This is a genomic window from Cystobacter fuscus, from assembly GCF_044360685.1.
Classification (GTDB): Bacteria; Myxococcota; Myxococcia; order Myxococcales; family Myxococcaceae; genus Cystobacter; species Cystobacter fuscus_C.
In genome coordinates this window covers 9,628,354-9,646,384 of sequence record NZ_CP043491.1, presented here as the reverse complement: position 1 = coordinate 9,646,384, position 18,031 = coordinate 9,628,354, and the positions used below count along the sequence as shown (strand labels likewise).

13 protein-coding genes are annotated in these 18,031 nt (G+C 69.7%); 6 read left to right on the top strand and 7 right to left on the bottom strand.

What is annotated here, in order from left to right; translation table 11 throughout:
- Positions 1–81 precede the first annotated feature (81 nt).
- Positions 82–1,512 carry a beta-1,3-glucanase family protein gene (locus F0U63_RS39540; RefSeq protein WP_395838527.1) on the top strand — a complete coding sequence of 477 codons (1,431 nt, stop codon included), beginning with the start codon at positions 82–84 and terminating at the stop codon, positions 1,510–1,512.
- A 102-nt stretch (positions 1,513–1,614) separates the two neighbouring features.
- Entirely contained in the window at positions 1,615–3,513 is a 1,899-nt protein-coding gene (locus F0U63_RS39535) for an RICIN domain-containing protein (protein ID WP_395838525.1), read from the top strand.
- A 70-nt stretch (positions 3,514–3,583) separates the two neighbouring features.
- Here F0U63_RS39535 and F0U63_RS39530 read toward each other — a convergent pair whose 3' ends face one another.
- Entirely contained in the window at positions 3,584–4,228 is a 645-nt protein-coding gene (locus F0U63_RS39530; RefSeq protein ID WP_395838523.1) for a polyhydroxyalkanoate synthesis regulator DNA-binding domain-containing protein, read from the bottom strand.
- A gap of 148 nt (positions 4,229–4,376) precedes the next feature.
- On the opposite strand from F0U63_RS39530, the gene F0U63_RS39525 reads away from it, so the two are divergent.
- Positions 4,377–6,440: a zinc-ribbon domain-containing protein gene (locus F0U63_RS39525; protein WP_395838521.1), complete on the top strand. Its 2,064-nt coding sequence runs from the start codon at positions 4,377–4,379 to the stop codon at positions 6,438–6,440.
- Positions 6,427–7,170 (top strand): hypothetical protein, encoded by a 744-nt coding sequence (locus F0U63_RS39520; protein WP_395838519.1) that lies wholly within the window; start codon positions 6,427–6,429, stop codon positions 7,168–7,170. The genes F0U63_RS39525 and F0U63_RS39520 overlap by 14 nt, the downstream gene beginning before the upstream one ends.
- On the opposite strand, the gene F0U63_RS39515 is transcribed toward F0U63_RS39520, so the two are convergent.
- Positions 7,167–7,400, bottom strand: coding sequence for a twin-arginine translocase TatA/TatE family subunit (locus tag F0U63_RS39515; RefSeq protein ID WP_395838517.1), 234 nt, complete (start codon positions 7,398–7,400; stop codon positions 7,167–7,169). The genes F0U63_RS39520 and F0U63_RS39515 overlap by 4 nt on opposite strands.
- A gap of 107 nt (positions 7,401–7,507) precedes the next feature.
- Between F0U63_RS39515 and F0U63_RS39510 the strand changes: the two genes are divergently transcribed.
- The gene (locus F0U63_RS39510) at positions 7,508–8,224 is read left to right on the top strand and encodes a glycerophosphodiester phosphodiesterase (RefSeq protein WP_395838515.1); all 717 of its coding nucleotides are present in this window, start codon (positions 7,508–7,510) and stop codon (positions 8,222–8,224) included.
- Here F0U63_RS39510 and F0U63_RS39505 read toward each other — a convergent pair.
- From F0U63_RS39505 to F0U63_RS39495, 3 genes are all read right to left on the bottom strand, one after another.
- Positions 8,221–9,102, bottom strand: a complete 882-nt coding sequence (locus tag F0U63_RS39505; protein ID WP_395838513.1) for a hypothetical protein — start codon at positions 9,100–9,102, stop codon at positions 8,221–8,223. The genes F0U63_RS39510 and F0U63_RS39505 overlap by 4 nt on opposite strands.
- A gap of 154 nt (positions 9,103–9,256) precedes the next feature.
- On the bottom strand, positions 9,257–12,466 hold the full coding sequence (locus F0U63_RS39500) for an MXAN_5808 family serine peptidase (RefSeq protein ID WP_395838511.1): 3,210 nt from the start codon (positions 12,464–12,466) through the stop codon (positions 9,257–9,259).
- A gap of 225 nt (positions 12,467–12,691) precedes the next feature.
- Complete coding sequence (locus F0U63_RS39495; RefSeq protein WP_395838510.1) at positions 12,692–13,492, bottom strand: EI24 domain-containing protein; 801 nt, start codon at positions 13,490–13,492, stop codon at positions 12,692–12,694.
- A 60-nt stretch (positions 13,493–13,552) separates the two neighbouring features.
- Here F0U63_RS39495 and F0U63_RS39490 point away from each other — a divergent pair, with 60 nt between their 5' ends.
- Complete coding sequence (locus F0U63_RS39490) at positions 13,553–14,890, top strand: glutamate--cysteine ligase (RefSeq protein ID WP_395838508.1); 1,338 nt, start codon at positions 13,553–13,555, stop codon at positions 14,888–14,890.
- A 23-nt stretch (positions 14,891–14,913) separates the two neighbouring features.
- Here the strand turns inward: F0U63_RS39490 and F0U63_RS39485 are convergent, their stop codons facing one another.
- On the bottom strand, positions 14,914–15,546 hold the full coding sequence (locus F0U63_RS39485; protein WP_395838506.1) for an outer membrane beta-barrel protein: 633 nt from the start codon (positions 15,544–15,546) through the stop codon (positions 14,914–14,916).
- A 166-nt stretch (positions 15,547–15,712) separates the two neighbouring features.
- Complete coding sequence (locus tag F0U63_RS39480) at positions 15,713–18,013, bottom strand: TIGR02266 family protein (RefSeq protein ID WP_395838503.1); 2,301 nt, start codon at positions 18,011–18,013, stop codon at positions 15,713–15,715.
- Between the last annotated feature and the right edge of the window lie 18 nt (positions 18,014–18,031).

Genomic DNA, 18,031 nt, shown 5'->3' with positions numbered 1-18,031 from the left:
TAAGTCGGCTTCTCCTATTTTCGCTCATTTCAAGGAGAAGCCATGTCTCACCATTCATTCCGGGATTTCCGTCTTGTTGGAGTGACAAGCAAGAGTGCGCTGCTGGCGGGTGGCGCGGGGTTGATGCTGGCCGCGGCCCTGGGCTGTGGCCAGACGCCGGAGACCAACAGCCACGAGGACCTGGTGCGCAAGGCGCAGACGGCCATCGTGGGCAGCCGCATCCAGGCGGAAGGCTGGAACTCCTCGCTGACGACGGCCGGTGCCGTGTTCAACGAGGGCGGCGGTGACGGCCAGTCGGTGGCCGGTCTCCAGGTCAACGAGGTCATCGGCTACAGCGGGGTGAACTTCGGCAGCGGCGTGAACCAGATCCAGGTTCGCGTGGGCGCGCCCTACGCGGGCGGCAAGGCGGAGATCTGGGCCGACGCGGTGGGCAGTGGCACGAAGCTCGGCACGGTGGCGATCAACGCCGCCACGGGCAGTGATTGGAATGCCTTCACCACCCTGACCATCGCCACGCCGACCATCAGTGGCACGCACAACCTGTTCTTCAAGGGCGTGGCGACGGGCGGCGACTGGTTGTTCAAGTTCGACTACTTCGAGCTGTACAACACGGGCTCGACGGGCGGTGGCACGCCGCCTCCGACGGGCACGGTGCCGGTGGTGGTGACGAACAAGTGCCCGTTCGCCCTCAACGTCATCCTGTCGGGTGTGGGTGACATCCCGCTGGAGAAGGACTCGGCGGGCAACAAGATCTACCGCAACCTCGGCACCGGGGGCAGCTACACCTACTACGCGCCGAGCAACTACCCCAGCGGCCGCGTGAGCGCCTACCGTACGCTGCCCTCGCCCTCCTCGCCGCGCGAGCTGGAGAAGGCCGAGTTCACGCTCGGACCCGACGGCAACGGCGTGCAGAACATCTACTACAACCTCACGTACGTGGATCACGTGGGCCTGCCCATGCAGATCTCCACCGTGGGCAACAACGGCTGCAACATGGCCCAGTGCAACAAGAGCTACAGCGCGCTGAGCTCGGCCATCGCCAACGCGTGTCCGGACGGGCTGCGCTACAACATGGGGGGCGGCACCATCTGCCTCGCGCCGCGCTCCTTCTGCCTCGACGGGGAGTACTCGAGCGACCCGCGCCGCGCCTCGGTGTGCAACCGCCTGGACAGCGAGATCGCCCGGTGCGCGAGCAAGTACCCCGGCCAGTGCAACCCGGGCACGGCGAAGACGCCCCAGGTCTATGCCTGCTCCGCGCCCTTCTTCGATCAGAGCGCCAAGTGGTGCTCGGCCATCACCCGCGGCATGGTGGACAACCCCGACAGCACGAACGTGGCCCAGTACTACAACACCGGCAAGCCCTACAATCAGTACGCCAAGTGGGTGCATGACCAGTGCGGCGCGGTGTACTCGTTCGCCTACGACGACTACCCCATGGCGGCCAACCAGGCCGGCTTCTACACCTGCAACGGGGGCCGGCAGCTCAACGTGACGTTCTGCCCCGCGGGCTGAAATCCACACCTCTTTGTCCTGACGCCCAGGTCCTCCCACGGGGGGATCTGGGCGTCGTCGTTCCTTCATCCTGGTTTCCCATCACACGCAATGGATTGGCTCATGACTCTCTTCAAGAAGAACACGCGGACGGGTGTCTCCCTGGCGATGTGGGGCCTGTGCGGGCTGGTGCCCTCGCTCGCCTCGGCGGCGGGTGAGTCCGTCCAGGTCTGGTTGACCACCACCTCGGGCAGCTCCCTCTCCAAGCGCTTCAACGCCGAGGCGAACAAGACCTTCGGAACGCCGAGCGGCACCTCGACGACGATCGACATCACCGAGTCGACGACCTACCAGACCATCGACGGCTTCGGGGGTGCGCTGACGGACTCGTCCGCGTGGCTCATCTACAATTCACCCCAGCGCAACGCCATCATGAACGATCTGTTCAGCGTGTCGGCGGGCGGGGGCTACGGCATGGTCCGTCTGCCCATGGGGGCGTCGGACTTCGCGCGCAACAACTACAGCTATGACGACACGTGCTGTGACTTGAATGGCTTCTCCATCAACCACGACACGGCCTACATCATCCCGCTGCTCAAGCAGGCGCTCCAGCTCAACCCCGAGCTGAAGATCACCGCCCTGCCGTGGAGCGCCCCCGCGTGGATGAAGTTCAACAACTCGTTCACCGGCGGCGGCTACCTGCGCAACGATCTGTACGGCATGTACGCCGATTACTTCGTCAGGTTCCTCCAGGGCTACAAGGCCCAGGGCGTGCCCATCCACTCGGTGAGCATGCAGAACGAGCCGCACAACGCCAACAGCACGTACGCGACGATGCAGATGGAGCCGGCGGACCAGGCGAACTTCGCGGCCAACAACCTGCGGCCCGCGCTCAACAACGCGGGCTTCGGCTCGGTGAAGATCTTCGCCTGGGATCACAACTGGTACGAGAACAACGTCCCGTCGCGCTTCGCCTACGACACCCTGGCCTACAACAACGGCCAGGCCCAGGCGGCCATCGCGGGCGTGGCCTGGCACTGCTACGAGAGCCCCGAGACCGGCTCCGCCGTCCAGAGCGACTTCCACAACGCCTATCCCAACGAGGAGATCCACTTCACCGAGTGCACCGGCGGCGAGTGGGCGAAGGACGCGGCGGCCAACTTCACGTGGAACGTGCGCAACGTGATCATGGGCCCGCTGCGCAACTGGGCGCGCAGCTCCCTGTACTGGAACATCGCGTTGGATCCCAACCACGGCCCCTACACGGGCGGCTGCGTCGACTGCCGCGGCATGCTGACGGTGAACAACGCCACGGGCACCTACACGAAGAACGAGGACTACTACTCCTGGGCGCACTTCGGGAAGGTGGCGCGCGCGGGCGCGGTGCGCATCGGCTCGACGAGCCTGGGCAATGGCAACATCGAGACCGTGGCCTTCAAGAACCCGGACGGCTCGCTGGCGCTGGTGGCGCTCAACTCCAACGCCAGCCAGACGCTCACCTTCAAGGTGCGCTGGAACGGCCAGGCCTTCGACTACTCGCTGCCGCCGCGCTCGGTCGCCTCGTTCAAGTGGAAGGCGGGCTCCTCGGGGGGCACCACCACCGCCTACCGCCTGGTGAACAAGGCCACCGGCAAGTGCGTGGACGTCGAGGGGCCGAGCACCGCGGATGGCACGAAGATCCACCAGTGGGCCTGCCACACCGGCTCGAGCCAGCAGTGGACGCTCCAGCCGACCGACAGCGGCTACTCCCAGCTCGTCTCGCGCTACAGCGGCAAGGCGCTCGATGTGGCGGACGTGAGCACCGCGGATGGCGCGCCGGTGCAGCAGTGGGTCTGGTCCAATGGCTCCAATCAGCAGTTCAAGACCGTCTCCCTGGGCAACGGCTACGTCCGCATCGAGGCGCGCCACAGCGGCAAGGTGCTCGACGTGACGAACTGCACGAGCAGTGGGGATGGGGCGAAGCTCCAGCAGTGGGCATGGTCGAACAACGACTGCCAGCAATTCCTGCTCGAGCCGATGTGATACCCCCCGGAACTGTGTGAGGAGGCCCCCGTGCCCTGTTGGGGCGCGGGGGCATCACCCCCTCCACGGCTCAGGACTGCTTCTTCTTGTCCATCTCGTCCAGCTTCTTCTCGAGCTCCTCGAGCCGCTGGGTGAGTACCTGCATGTCGCGGCCCATCGCGGGCAGGTTGCCGGCCAGGTTCTCCACCGCCTGCTTGACCCGCTCGTCGATCCGGCGCTGCCAGTCCTCGAGCGCGCGCTGGCTGGCCTTGAGCAGCTCCGCCGCTCCGCTGGGAGCCGGTGCCGCGGTGCCGCCGGCGTCCTCCGGGGGAGCCGCGGGCTCGTCGCCCGGCGTGGCCTCGTCGCGGCGCAGCAGCTTGTCGAGCCGGGACTCGGCCTCCTCGCGGATGGACGCCACGCGGGGCGTGACGGCCTTCTGGATGAAGTCCGTGAGCGACTCGCCCGGGTGGCGGATGATCTCCCGGAGCACCGTCAGGGGCATCCGGTTCCGCTTCTTCTCCTCCTCGAAGATGATCTGCGCGAGCGTGACCGAGGTGAGGTCCTCCTTCGTCTTGTTATCGACAATCTGGACCTCCACGCCTTCCTTGATCATCGCGGCGATCTCGTCGAGGGTCACGTACCGGCTCTCGACGGTGTCGTAGAGCTTGCGGTTCGTGTATCGCTTGATGACCTTAGGCTCCTTCGCCGGCACGCCTGCCTGCTCTGGCTCGCTCATAGTTTGGTGTCTCCGCGACGCATGGTGATGCTTGCGTACTCGGGTGGGTCGTCAGCCTGTAGCAGAGGGGGGGGGCGGGCAAGCCACGCGACGGGTTGCTCGCGATGGTGTGCTCGTGCCTCTATACTCCGGCTCAGGCCGAGCCCTAATGATCGTCAAGTGTGAGCAGTGCGAGACGCGGTTCAAGATCCCCGACGAGAAGGTGACGGAGAAGGGGGTCAAGGTCCGCTGCACCAAGTGTCAGCATACGTTCCGGGTGGTGCGCGAGGAGGTTGCTCCCGCCGTGCCCGCGCCGGCCGTGGCCGCCCCCGTGCCGGTGGCGAAGCCCGCCATGGCCGCCCGCGTGGGGACGCCCCTCGAGGTCCCTCGCGCCCCGGCTCCCGCGGCTCCCTCGACGAGGCCCGTCCCGCCTGGCGTGAAGCCCGCGCAGGCCGCCGCCCCGCCAGGTCTCGCCGCCGCTCGCGGCGCTGCCCCCGGGCTGCCTCGTGTCACGTCCATGGATCCGCCACGGACCCCCGCGACGCTCGATCTGGATCCGCTGATGGAGTTCGCGGGGGAGACGTCGTCGGCGTCCGCCCGGGCACTGGCTGATCGGCCACTGACGCCCGCGCTGTCGCTGTCGTTCGACGAGAAGAATCCGTTCGCGACGGTGGATGCGCCCGCGCCGAAGCAGGCCGCGGCCAGACCGCCAGCGGCCGTGCGAGGTGCTCCGGCGCCGAAGCCCGCCCCGGGGCTCGCGCCGCCGGTGCCGGCGCCGGTTCCCACCCGGAGTCCCACGCCGATGGCCATGCGCGCCGCTCCGGCGCCGAAGCCCGCCCCGGCTCCCGCGCCCCCCGTGCCGGTCCATGTTCCCGCCAGGAGCCCGGCGCCCGCGCCCGTGCGCGCCGCTCCGGTCCCCCTTCCCGTCGAGGAACCGGATCCGTTCGCGCTGCCTCCGGACGATGAACCCGACGTGACGACTTTCGATCCGGATGCCGCCCCGGCGGCCCCCGCGTCGTTCGCGGCGGCGGATCCGTTCGCGTTGCCGCCGGACAGCGCGCCCGCGGCCCCCGTGTACGAGGAGATGGAGGGGCTCGAAGGCAACAACCCGTTCGTGTCGTTCGTCCCCCCTCCGGCGCCGCCCCCACCCGCGCCGCCGCCTCCCGCTCCGGTGCCCGTGCCGGTCCGGAACGCGGCGCCCGTCGCGGCCCAGGCTCCGGCTCCCGCCAGCATGGGCGGGTTCGAGAGCGACAACCCGTTCGCCGCGTTCGATCCCGTGTCCGCGCTGCCTCCGGCGGCCGCGGCGGCTCCCGCTCCGTCCATGCCCTCGGGCATTCCGGACTGGGGCGCTCCCGCTCAGCAGGGCATGCCCTCGGGCGTTCCAGACTGGGGGGCTCCCGCTCAGCAGGGCGCGCCCTCGGGCGTTCCGGACTGGGGCGCTCCCGCGCAGCAGGGCATGCCCTCGGGCGTTCCGGACTGGGGCGCTCCCGCGCAGCAGGGCAACGCCCCGGGTGGGCCTTCTCCGTTCCAGGACTTCCGCGCGCAGGACGCCGCGCCCTCGGGCCGGGGTGCTCTCGCCGATGTGCCGGCGCCCAAGCCCGCGCCGCCGGTGGTGGCCCCCGCCGAGGTCCCGGCGGCGCGCCCCGGTCGCGGGATCGTTCAGCGGTTGGCGGCGGCGGCCGTCCAGTTCGTGGTGGTCGCGGTGCTCCTGGCCGGGCTGCTCGCCGTGGCCCTCGCCTCGCTCAACGAGGGCCGGGTGGAGTTGTCCGATCTGTCCGTCGCGCGCATTCGCGAGTGGCTGTCGCCCACGACGCCGCTGGTGGCCAGGGACGTCTCCAATGGGCTCTATGAGGCCACGGGGGGCAAGCCCCTCTTCTTCGTCCGGGGCGAGGTGGTCAATCGCGGCGCCACGCCCATCCGGGTGAAGGCCCGGGTCGAGCTGTTCGATGGGGAGCGGCGGGTGTTGTCGTCGGAAGGGCTCGCGGGCCCGCCGCCGACGCCCGAGGACCTGTACTCGGTGCGCACCGCCGGCGACGCCGCCGCGCTGCGGACCCGTCTGGACTCGGCCGCCGAGGCGGTGGCTCCCGGCGCGAACATGCCCTTCGTCGTCTTCTTCTTCGAGTACCCCGAGAACCTGGCGGACCTCCGGTTGGAGGTGACGCTCGAGCCCCAGGACGTGGCGGCCACCACGGGAGGCGTTCGGGAGGGAAGCGCGGGCAATGGCCAGCCGTGACGAGGCCAAGGCCGTCGTCCGCCGGCTCCATGCCCTGGGCGGGGGAGGCGGGGAGATCGTCCGCAAGGCGGCCGCCCGGGAGCTCGCCCGGCTGGATCCGCTCGACGCCAACGAGCTGCTCCACCACGTCATCCAGCTCGCCCGGGGGGGCTGGGAGCCCGCCACCTGCGTGCTCTCCTCCTTCGTGGCGGCGCTCGGCCTGGAGTCCTCGAGCATCCCCTACGCGGACTCCTTGCGCCGCATGGCCGAGGTGCAGTCCCTGGAGTCGGTGGCGGACCTCTTCCAGACGGCACCCGCCCACAAGGAGTTCGACGAGGGCGCGGCGGCCCGGGCGGATGCCAAGGCCTTCACCCAGTCCCTGGGCCACAGCAAGCAGCAGGCCCGCCTCACGAGGGATCCGGACGTGCTCGCGCGGCTGTCCGCGGTGAGCAACCCGGCCGTCATCCGCAACGCGCTACTCAACCCCCGGCTCACCGAGGAGATCGTGGTGCGCATGGCGGCTCGCCGCCCGGCCCGGCCCGAGCCCCTGGTGGAAATCTGGAAGTCGACGCGCTGGTCCGCACGCCATGCGGTGCGCCGCGCGCTCGTCTTCAACCCCTACCTGCCGCCGGAGGTGGGGGTGAAGATCGTTCCCCTGCTCAACGGGAGTGACCTGGCGGAGCTCGCCTCGGATTCCTCCGTGCATGCCTCCCTGCGCGAGCAGGCGGCGCGTCTGCTCAAGGGCGGCTAGCCGCGCTTGGGGCCGGAGTCGTGGTGGTAGTCGGCGTCCGTGACGTCCTGGCCCCGCTTGTTGCGGGGCAGGGGCTTGGCGTCCACCAGGTCTCCGCCCTTGGAGGCCTTCTTGAAGGAGTAGACGAAGCGGCCCACGGCATTGCCGAGCTGACCCATCCGCGCGGCGGAGAACACCACCACCAGGATGAAGCCGATGAAAAGCAGTTCTCCGAGCCGCAGTCCCAACATGAGGCGCACAGTGCAGCAATGCCCCGGGGGAGGCAAGCCACGTGTCGGCGCCTGGGGGGCCGCCAGAGTGCTCGCGCCCCGGGCTGGGCTGTCGCACACTCCACGCCATGCTCCTGCTCGCCCACCGTGGTGCCAGCGCCGATGCTCCGGAAAATACCCTCGCCGCCTTCCAGGAGGCCGTGACCCAGGGGGCCGATGGCGTGGAACTGGACGCCATGGTGTGTGGCTCGGGTGAGGTGGTGGTGTGCCACGACGAGCACCTGGAGCGGCTCGCCGGCCTGCCCTGGGAGGTGCGCACCACGTCCTGGTGGAAGCTGAAGGGCGCGGACGTGGGCAGCCGGCTCGGCTTCGCCCCCGCGCGCATTCCCCTGCTGGAGGAGGTGCTGGACGCGCTGCCCGCGCACTTCCTCGTCAACATCGAGCTCAAGTGCGACCACTTCGATGATGGAGGGCTCGCCGTGAAGGCGGCCCGGCTCGTCACCGAGCGGCGGCTGGCCGGGCGGGTCATCATCTCCAGCTTCAACCCGGTGTGCCTCTTCCGGACCGCCGCCGCCGCGCCCTCATTGCGCCGTGGCTTCCTCATCGATCCGGACAAGCGCTGGGGCCCGCAGGCTCATGGCCTGGTGCCGCTCGTCTCCTCGCACTCGGTGCACCCCTACCACGAGCAGTGCACGCCGGAGCGCGTGGAGGGGTGGCGCGAGCGGGGGCTACGCGTGGCGGTGTGGACGGTGGACGACGCCCGGCGCGCACGCGAGCTGAAGGAGATGGGCGTCTCCTACCTCATCACCAACCGGCCTCGCGCCGTGCGTGAGGCCCTGCGCTAGAAGTCCAGGCCGAGCGTGGTGCTGAATGCGAACACTGCGGACAGGGGGCGGTTGTCCGCGCTGTTCGTGCCCGTGGGAATGGCGCCCTGGCTGCTCAGGGACACCTCGGCGCCGAGTTGCAGCGCGCCGCCGATGAAGCGTCCACCGGCGTAGAAGCGGGTGTTGATGTTCTCCCCGGCGCTCACCGGCTTGTAGGCAGAGACGACAGTCGCCTTGCCCGTGGCATCCGGTGCGAAGCCGAGCAGCTCCGACTTGGCGGCCACGCCCACAAAGTCGATGCCGCCGTAGGGGGTGAGGGTGATCATGCCGCCGAGCGGGAACTGCTTGCCCACGCCCACGTCCAGGCCGCCCGCGGTCAGGTGGAAGTCGCGCGTGTTGAGCAGGTGCGTCACGTGCGCGCGCAGGCCGATGTCCGGCAGCCACGGGATGAAGCCCTCGTTGACGGCCCACTTCACCTCGCCGGTGGCGGCGAACAGGTTGCTGCGGTCGAGCCAGCCCACGCGCGCGCCCACGTCGATGGAGAAGGGCAGGCCCTTGCGCACGTGGATGGAGGGCACCAGGGCCGGGCCCTCTTTCGCACTTCGCTCACCCACCATCGGCCGCGACGCCTCCCCGGGCAGCCCGACGACGCCCAGCTCCATGCCCACGGCGAAGCCCGCGTGCCCGAGCGTCTCCGGCGGCGTCAGGTTGGTCGCGGTCATCACCGCGCCCAGTGTGCGCGCGAAGGCACGGAAGTCGGAGTCCGTACTGAAGCCCGTCTTGGCGGAAGTCTCGCCGGGCTTCCCGAGCTTCGACAGCTCGACGTCGTTGCGATCCGCGTACGCGGCGGGACCGCCCACCAGCACCGCGAGAGCCATCCACCGGCTGAACGTCCGCATCCTCAGAACCGCCTCCCAGGCGCACGTGCTGGCCGACGGCGCCAAACGGGGGCGACGCTAGCGTGCGCGAGAGTGGAGCGTCAATAAAACGGGCGGCTTCCCGCGGAGTCCGTGGACTCCGCCGAAAGCCGCCCGGAGACAGCGAACCGCTGGCCTACTGCTTGGCGGCCGTGCCCGGAGGCGCGATCTTCTGGGCCACCTCGGCCGGACGGCGGCGGATGAGCACCGCGCGGCGGCTGGCGAAGTCGGAGCTCTCGCGCGCCACCACCAGGACGCTGTTGTTGCCCTCCTTGAGGGTGAACTCGGTGGAGAACTTGATCCGGTTCGGCGTGCCCGCCTTGGCGTTGGTGTCCGCTCCCTGGAAGTAGACCTTCTGGTCGTTCACCAGGACGTACATGTCCAGGAGCCCCTGCGCGTCACTCACCTCTCCGCTCAAGGTGTACTTCTCGCCCGTGGCCACCAGCCCGCCCTGGCTCGGGTCCACGTCGAGCTTGATCTCCGGCGGAGAGCGGCGCGACAGGTGCGCGAACTCGGGCGTGGGGCCGGCCTTGGCCGACGTCTCGCGGGCATCCTGGGTGCGCACGAAGGCGAAGCGATCCTTGTCGAGCGCCACCCGGTAGAAGCCCTTGGTCGTCGCCTCCACGGCCAGCGTGGCCGCCTTGGGCAGCCGGCCCACCACGGCGGCGTCCGCGCGCGGCTCGGCGAACAGCTCCGCCTTGTCCGCCACCTTCACCGAGCCCTTCTTCGCCTCGAACTTGAGCGCCGGGGCATCCGTCACCGGCAGCTCCAGCTTCTCCATGGCCAGCTCCTCGAGCGGCTCGTCGAGGATGGCCAGCTTGAGCTGGAAGTGGTCGTCCTTGAGGGGCTTCTTCACCGCGAGCTGGAAGCGCGCCGTCTTGGTCTCGCCCGGGGCCATCTCGCCCAGTTTGAAGCGGCCCTTCTCGATGAAGATGTTCGGCTCGCCCGCGTTCTTGATCTGCGCGAAGGAGTCGAGCGCCTTGCCCTTGCCGGTGTTGGTCACGTCGAGGATGACGCTGATGTCCTCGCCGCGCTGGGCCACGCCGTCGCGGTTGCACGTGTCGCAGTCATCCACCACCTGCCAGTTGAAGGCGAAGGAGGGGCGCGGCAGCTCCACGAAGCTCAGCTCGCTCACCAGCGTGGTGGGCAGCGTGCCATTGTCGTCGAGCACCTTCACCGTCACGTCGTCGCGGCGCGAGGTGAGATCCTTGGGCAGGCGCACCTTCACCTTCCAGGTCTTCTTCTCCCCGGGGGCCAGGCTGCCGATGAGGAACTCGCGGCGGTCGAGGTAGTAGTTGTCGCTCTCGGTCCAGGCGCGCACGCGCTTGAGGGGCTCGCTGCCCTTGTTCTCCGCGGTGAAGGCCATGTCGAACGTCTCGCCCGCGGTGATCTTCTGGTCGGCCGTGGGGCTGAAGGAGGTGGCGAGCTTCACGTCCTTGGGCGTCGGGCCGGCGCTCCAGTCCACGCCCAGGGCGGCGATGGCCGAGCTGATGCGCTGCGCCTCCTCGGCGATCTTCTTCTCCACGTAGCCCTTGCCCTTCTGCAGCATCTGCTTGCGGTCGGTGAAGGGCACCTGGAGCACGTAGTCGCGGGCGAACTGCACCTCGAAGTCCTCCTTCACCTCGTCCTGGCTCTCCGCGTCGAGCTGGTCATCCAGCTCCTCGCTGCTGCCCACCGAGTCCACGTCCAGGAGGTGGCTGCCCGCGTGCGCCTTGGGGTCCTCCTTGGCGCCCTCGGGGTTCTTCGCCGCGTCTTCCTGCTTCTTGGCGATGGCCTGCAGCTGTTTCTGGTCCACCTTGAGGTACTTCACCGTCTCGAGCGGCTTCTCGCGGCCGAGCACGTCCTCGCGCTTCTTGGCCACCGACTCGGAGTTGGGGTTGCCGAAGTGCTGATCCAGGTCCGCCTCGCCAATCGTCTTGCGGGGGGCGAACACCACCACGCGCTCGTCGGTGACGGCGGAGGGGACGAGCTCGATGTCCGGAACGATACCCACCTCCTGGATGGAGACGTCGCCGGGGGTGAGGTACTTGGCGATGGTGAGCTTGAGCGCGCTGTCGTCCGGGAAGTCATAGAGCACCTGCACGCTGCCCTTGCCGAACGTCTGGCGGCCGATGATGACCGCGCGGTTGAGGTTCTTGAGCGCGCCGGCGACGATCTCCGAGGCCGAGGCGCTGCCCGCGTTGACCAGCACCGCCACCGGATAGGACTCTTCGCCCTCGTCCGCGTGGGCCTTCTTCTCCTCGCGCAGCTTGTCCGACAGGCCCACCGTGGAGACGATGGTGCCGTTGGACACGAAGGTGTCGGACACCTGGATGGCCTGCTCGAGCAGACCGCCCGGGTTGCCGCGCAGGTCGAGCACCACGCCCTTGAGCCCGCCCTTGGCCTCGGTCTGCTTGCGCATCTCCGAGAGCGCCGCCTGCAAGTCGCGCGTGGTGTTGCCCTGGAAGTTCTTCAGCCGCACGTAGCCCACGTTGCCGGCCAGCAGCTTGTGCTGCACGCTGTCGATGGAGATCATCCCGCGCGCGAGCGTCATGGCGCGCGGCTTGTCCCAGCCCTTGCGCTCCACGGTGATGGTGATGCGGCTGTCCACGGGGCCACGCAGCTTGGACACGGCCTCGTTGAGGTCCATGTTGACCGTGGACTCCTCGCCGATCTTCTTGATCTGATCGTCCTTGAGGATGCCCGCGCGGTGCGCCGGCGTCTTGGGCAGCACCTTGACCACGGTGAGGTTGCCCTCGCGCATCTGGATGACGAAGCCGAGGCCACCGAACTCACCCTTGGTGGACAGCTTCATCTCCCGGTACACCTCGGGGCGCAGGAGCACCGAGTGCGGATCCAACGTGGAGAGCATCCCGTTGACGGCCGCGTACTCGATGTCGCGCGTGTCCTCCATGGGACGCATGTTCTTGTTGATGAAGTCGAAGACGTCCTTGAGCGTGAAGGACATCTTCCAGAGCGAGTCCACGTGGCTCAGGTCGAACTCGCGCAGCTTGCCGTTGACGTTCACGTTGAGCTTGCCCGTCTCGGCGCTGCCGTCCACGAGCACGTCCGGCACGCTCTTCTCCACGTACTCCAGCGCGGAGATCATCATCTCCTTGGGCCGCACGCGCTTGGGATCGACGTAGTTGTCCTTCACGTAGAGGATGACCTTGGTGAAGACGCGCAGGGAGGAGAGATCGTGCTGCTGCCCGCCCGTCTTCTCCCCAGCGGCGCGGGCATCCGAGCCCGCCTGGCCGGCCTCCGCGGCCCCCAGGGTCAGGGGCAGGGGGGCGCGGTCATTGCCAACGAGGGCCCAGGCGCCCAGCAGAACGGCGACGGCGGTGATCCGGCGAAAGAATCGCGGCATGGTTCATCCAGGTGAGGCCCGTGAGCCTCGGGGTGATGCGTGAAAACCCAATGAAATCGAGAACTTGAATCGGGTAAAAAGAGGGATGCCGGAAGCAGCCGGGCAAGCCTAATCATGGACCCCCGGTGCTTCAAGCGTGCGCCCACGTGCAACGTTGGAGAACGCCACCTAGCGGGAACTCCTTCCCGCGCCGGGGCTTGGGACCGTGACAACCGGCCGGGAGGATTATTTCCCGTCGGGGGGAGGGGGGACATTGCCCGCGGCGAGCAGTCCTCGGTAGAGCAGCGTGCCACCAACCACCGCCACGGGGAGGAAGAAGTTGTTGAGCAGCGGCACCCAGAGCAGGACGTAGACCCCGGCGCCGAAGCCCAGGCAGAGCGGCCAGCGCTGGCGCAGCACCCGGCGCACCTCGCCAAAGGGGTACTGGTGCCGGGTCATGGGGGCGGCGAGGTGCTCGCCCGCCAGCCAGAGCATCGTCCAGAGCGTGCCCAGCACGGCCCAGGCGATGCTGCCCACCCCCGGCACCAGGTGCAGCGGCAGGAGCACCCCCAGGCCCAGCAGGAGGAAGAAGATGCGCGCCAGGGTGTGGGACACGCCAAGCACCAGGCCCCGGAAGAAGGTGCCCAGCCGGAAGGGTGGCGAGCTGTAGTTGCCGCAGCGCTCCTCGGTGAGCTCGGAGAGCGGATCCTGCAGGGGCGCGAGCACGAGGGGGACGACCACGCTGGCCCCCACGACGAACAGCACGAGGAACAGGAGCACGAAGACGAGCCCCCAGAGCACACGGCCCCACCAGGGCTCGGGCCTCGTCCACACCATACCCAGGAGATCGGGCGCATACACCCACAGCAGGGTGATGAGGCCGACGAGCGCCACCAGGGTGACGAGCCCACAGAGGAGGGACAGGCCCAGGAGGCGGGGGGTCCGGAAGATGAGCCTCGTGGCCCGGCCAATCAGGGCGAGGCCCTGGAGGAAATCCGCCGGGTTGGACCGGGCGGAGAAGGAGGGCACCGGCGAAGAAGCGCTCATGGGGGGTAGACCATGCGCAAATGGCAGCGGCACGGTCAACGACCGTTATATACGGCCGCCATGTCCCTCGACCTCCAGCGAACTGCCTCCGAGCCCATTACCTCCGTCGACATGCTCCTGGCCGGCTTCAGATCCGCCGAGAAGCCGCGCGCTCAACATCGGCTGGGGCTCGAGCACGAGAAGTTCATCTACCCGCTGCGCTCCGCGAGGAGCGTGCCCTACGAGGGGCCCTCGGGGATTGGCGCGCTGCTCGGGAAGCTGGCTCCGGGCGGCTATGAGCCCTTCCGGGAGACCCCGTCCTCCCCCGCCATCGCGCTGCAGAAGGGAATGCTCACCATTTCCCTGGAGCCCGGTGGACAGTTCGAGCTGTCCGGCTCGCCCTTCACCACCGCGCGCGAGGCCCATGCCGAGAACCTCGCCCACCTCTCCGAGGTGAAGGCCGCCGCGGCCTCCCTGGACCTGCAGTTGGTGGCCCTGGGCTACCGGCCCTTCGGGACGACCGAGGACGTGTCGTGGATGCCCAAGTCGCGCTACGTGGCCATGCGCCAGGTGCTGCCCGAGCGCGGTGCTCTCGCGCACCACATGATGTTGATGACCTCCACCGGTCAGGTGTCTCTCGACTGGGAGGACGAGGCCGACTGTGTGCGCAAGACGGTGCTCATCGCGCGGCTGACCCCGCTGCTGGTGGCGCTCTACGCCAACAGCCCGCTGCGCGACGGCAAGCACTCCGGCTACATGTCCTTCCGCAGCCGGGTCTGGGACGAGGTGGATCCCACGCGCTGTGGCTACCTGCCCTCCTTCTTCGACGGCTCCTTCTCCTACCGGGCCTACGCGGAGTGGGCGCTGGATGCCCCCATCCTGTTCCTGCGCCGGCGCGGGGAGTACCTCCGGCCGAAGATGACCTTCCGGCAGTTCATGCGCGACGGTTTCGAGGGCATTCCGGCCGACCTGTCGGACTGGACGGACCACCTCTCCACGCTCTTTCCCGAGGCGCGGCTGAAGAAGGTCGTCGAGGTGCGCGGCGCGGACTGTTGCTCGGCGGCCATGACGGGCGCGCTCGGGGCGCTGTGGCGCGGGCTGCTGTATGACCGCACGGCGCTGGACGAGGCCTCGCGTCTGCTGCCGCCGCTCACCTACGAGCAGCAGCGCGCCTTCCACGACACCGCGCGCCGCGAGGGACTGGCCGGGCGGTGGAACGGACAGGAGTTGCATCGCCTGGCCGGGGAGATGGTCGCCATCGCCCGCCGGGGACTGGAGCGCCTGGACCCCCAGGACGCGCCCCTGCTCGAGCCCCTCGCCGAGGTGGCCGCCTCCGGACGTTCCCCCGCGCAGGCGGTGCTGGAGGCCTGGGAGAAGAACCCGTCTCCCGAGGCCCTGCTGTCGCGCTTCACCCTGTGAGGGGTGGAGTCCGGGGGGGGCAGCTAGAAGCGCCCACCCACGGTGGCGGCGATGTTGAGCAGGTTGCCGCCCGAGTCGCCGTCGAGGGTGGCCGCGTCCGCGAACTCCTCGCCGAAGAGGACCCGGTAGGAGGCCCGCGCGCCCGCGAAGATGCCGTTGCCGAAGCGGTAGTCCACACCGGCCGCGAGCGGCACCTCGGTGATGAAGTCGTTGCGGTAGAGGTTCTCCGCGCCGTTCGTGGCGTTGAGATAGCTCACGCCCGCGCCCACGCCCACGTAGGGCCGCAGCTTCTCCTGGGCGAGCACGGGGCCCGCCTTGGCGAGCAGACCGACGTTGTAGCGGTACATGGCCTCGCCGTCCCCGATGCGCGGGTCGTCGATGGGCAGACGCTGGCCCTCGACCCCCGCCTCGACGCCGATGAAGCGCCAGGGCTGCGCACCCGCCGCGATGCCCACCATCGGACCCACCTTGGTGACATCTCCGCCGCTGCCCGCCAGACCACCCGCGCCCAGCCGGACGTCCAGGCCCACCGGAGTCGTCTCCTCGTTGAACTTGAGCTCCTCGGCGACGCGCTCCGCGCTGGGTGCCGCGAGCGCCACACCCGACATGCAGAGGGACACCAGCGCGACACCACCCATCCAGGAACGAGCTTTCACGTCTTCCTCCCCGTCACGTCGGCGACCGAGGCCGACTTCTGTTTCCCGGTGAAATCTGCACACGCGCCAGGGGCGGGAAGGATGACCCGACACACTCGGCCTCATGGCTGTACCCACTCTGGGGCAGACACGGAGCCCCCGCTCGGTTGCCTCCCCCCACGCGCCGTCAACGGCGGCCGAAGAGCTTGCGCAGACCCGACAGGAGCCCGCCCGGACGCGTCCCGGGCTCGCCCTCGAAGGGGGAGCGCGACAGCAGGGCCTCCCACTCCGCGTCCTCGGGCGGCTGCGCGGCGAGGGGGACCGGCTGGCGCTTGACGCCGGGCAGGGTGACCGCCAGCGACAGGAGCCCGTCCTGCGACAGGCTGAAGTGCACCTCGGCCTCGCCCGGACGCTCGGGGGTGAGGGAGAGCGTGCCGAGGAACTCGTTCTCCACCGCCACGAGCGAGGGCCCCTGGAAGAGCGCGAGCGCGAGGGGGCCGGCGGTGACGGGAATCACCAGCGTCTTCTCCGCGGGCAGGCGCGTGTCGCGCTCGAGGACGCGCCGCAGCCCGCCTCCGCGCTCGGCGACGCCCACGGGAACGGAGAGCACCTCGGAGACAGTGGCGCCCGGCTTGCCCTTCTCTGCGTCGAGCAGCCCCTGGCCCAGCAGCGCCGCGCCGAGCGCCGCCGGGTGCTCGGCCCCCACGTCCGTGCGCACGGGCACGCCCAGGGCCTCCTCCAGCCCGCGACGCACCAGGGGCGCGCGGCCCTGGCTTCCCAGCAGCAGCACCTCGTCGAGCCCCTGGGGTGTAAGCGCGCTGGACTCGAGCACCTGCCGCACGACGAGCGTGAGGCGCTGCACGAGATCCTCGGTGAGGGTGTCCAGGCGCTGGCGGGTGAGCACGAAGGGCGGGGCGTCGCCGGGCATGGGCAGGGACACCTCCTCCCGCTCGCTCAGGGCCACCTTGGCGCTCTCGGCGGCGAGCAACAGCTCGGCCCAGTCGGAGGGGTGCTCGGGACGGGGAAGCCCCTGGGCCTGGCGAGCCGTGGCGAGCGCCTCGGCGATGCGCGCGTCGAAGTCCATGCCGCCGAGGGTGGGGTCTCCTCCGGTGGTGATGACCTCGAGGTCGTCGCCGGTGAGCTGCACGACGGACACATCGAGTCCGCCTCCGCCGAGCTCCACCACCAGCAGCCGCTTGCGTGCCAGTCCCCGCCCATGCCCGAAGGCGAGCGCCGCGGCCGAGGGCGCGTTGAGGATGCGCAGCACTTCGAGTCCGGCGAGCGTGGCCGCCTCGCGCATGGCGGCGCGCTGCCGGTCGTCGAAGTGGGCGGGAACGCACAGCACGGTGCGCGCGGCGTCGTGGCCGAGGAAGGAGGAGGCGGCGGACTTGAGCTCGCGCAGGAGCTGGGCGGCGAGCTCGGGCAGGAGGAACTGGCGGCCACGGATGTCGATGCTCGCGTCGCCCTGGGGGCTGGTGCTCAGGGCGAAGGGCAGGGGGCCGCTCAGCGCGCGCATCAGGGGCGAGCGGGCACGCACTCCGAGGAGGCGGCGCAGACCGGGGAGGGCGTGGCCCGGTGAGCGCTCGGCTTCGGCCCGGGCCGCCTCACCCACGAGGAGCTGGCCCGACTCGTTCACGGCGAGGAGCGAGGGGAGGGCCTGGGCCCCACCGACGGGGATGAGCTGGAGCGTGCCCTGGTGGTGAACGGCGGCGCGTGCCCACGTGGTGCCCAGATCGATGCCGAGCACGACGTCGCGAGGCGCGGCCGTGACGGGGGCCACGGGGACCACGTCGAGGATGGCGCGCCGCCGGCCCTTGAACTCGGGCACGGGCGGTTCGGGAGTCACGAGCACGGGCGGCTCGGGCGCGAGGGGTACGGGCGGCTCGGGAGTCACGAGCGCGGGAGGCTCGGGCGCGAAGGAAACAGGAGGCTCGGGGGCGGGGAGTGGCTCCGCGCTGACCGGAGCCGCGATGGGAATCCCCTCGCGGGACGGTGTCCTGGACGAGCCCGGGATGGGCATGCGCTCGGCCTGCCGACGCAAGGCTTCCGCGGAGATGACGGGGCGTCCCTTGCGAGTCGTCTCGGCGGGCGGTGGGGCTGGCGCGGCCGGTACGGCGGGAGCCTCTTCCGGCGTGGGGAAGTCCGGCGAGAAGGGAGGCTTCGCCGTCGCCGGACCCTGGCCCTTGCGGTCCATGACGCGGTCGATGAGCGCCTTGCTGTTCACGTCCAGGCGAACGAAGCGCACCGTCATTCCCGCGCGAGGGCCATCGGCCTGGGACTTCACCACCACGCCCTCGCCCCGCAGGAGGCGTCCGCCATCGGCCAGCACCAGCTCGAACAGGAGCTTGGTTCCCTCGGGCTTGGGCGTGCGCGTGGCGAGGAAGAGGCCGCCACGGGCGACATAGGCGCCGTAGCGGACGATGAACTCCTCCTCCGTGGCGTACGGAAGTCGGATGCGCAGCGGGAGCAGCTTGGGCTCGACCGTCACCGTGCGTCACCGTCTCCC

Excerpts from the sequence above, each read along its gene's own strand:
- F0U63_RS39535 (WP_395838525.1), top strand. The coding sequence starts at position 1,615 with ATGACTCTCTTCAAGAAGAACACGCGGACGGGTGTCTCCCTGGCGATG.
- F0U63_RS39530 (WP_395838523.1), bottom strand. The coding sequence starts at position 4,228 with ATGAGCGAGCCAGAGCAGGCAGGCGTGCCGGCGAAGGAGCCTAAGGTC.
- F0U63_RS39525 (WP_395838521.1), top strand. The coding sequence starts at position 4,377 with ATGATCGTCAAGTGTGAGCAGTGCGAGACGCGGTTCAAGATCCCCGAC.
- F0U63_RS39520 (WP_395838519.1), top strand. The coding sequence starts at position 6,427 with ATGGCCAGCCGTGACGAGGCCAAGGCCGTCGTCCGCCGGCTCCATGCC.
- F0U63_RS39515 (WP_395838517.1), bottom strand. The coding sequence starts at position 7,400 with ATGTTGGGACTGCGGCTCGGAGAACTGCTTTTCATCGGCTTCATCCTG.
- F0U63_RS39510 (WP_395838515.1), top strand. The coding sequence starts at position 7,508 with ATGCTCCTGCTCGCCCACCGTGGTGCCAGCGCCGATGCTCCGGAAAAT.
- F0U63_RS39505 (WP_395838513.1), bottom strand. The coding sequence starts at position 9,102 with ATGCGGACGTTCAGCCGGTGGATGGCTCTCGCGGTGCTGGTGGGCGGT.
- F0U63_RS39500 (WP_395838511.1), bottom strand. The coding sequence starts at position 12,466 with ATGCCGCGATTCTTTCGCCGGATCACCGCCGTCGCCGTTCTGCTGGGC.
- F0U63_RS39495 (WP_395838510.1), bottom strand. The coding sequence starts at position 13,492 with ATGAGCGCTTCTTCGCCGGTGCCCTCCTTCTCCGCCCGGTCCAACCCG.
- F0U63_RS39490 (WP_395838508.1), top strand. The coding sequence starts at position 13,553 with ATGTCCCTCGACCTCCAGCGAACTGCCTCCGAGCCCATTACCTCCGTC.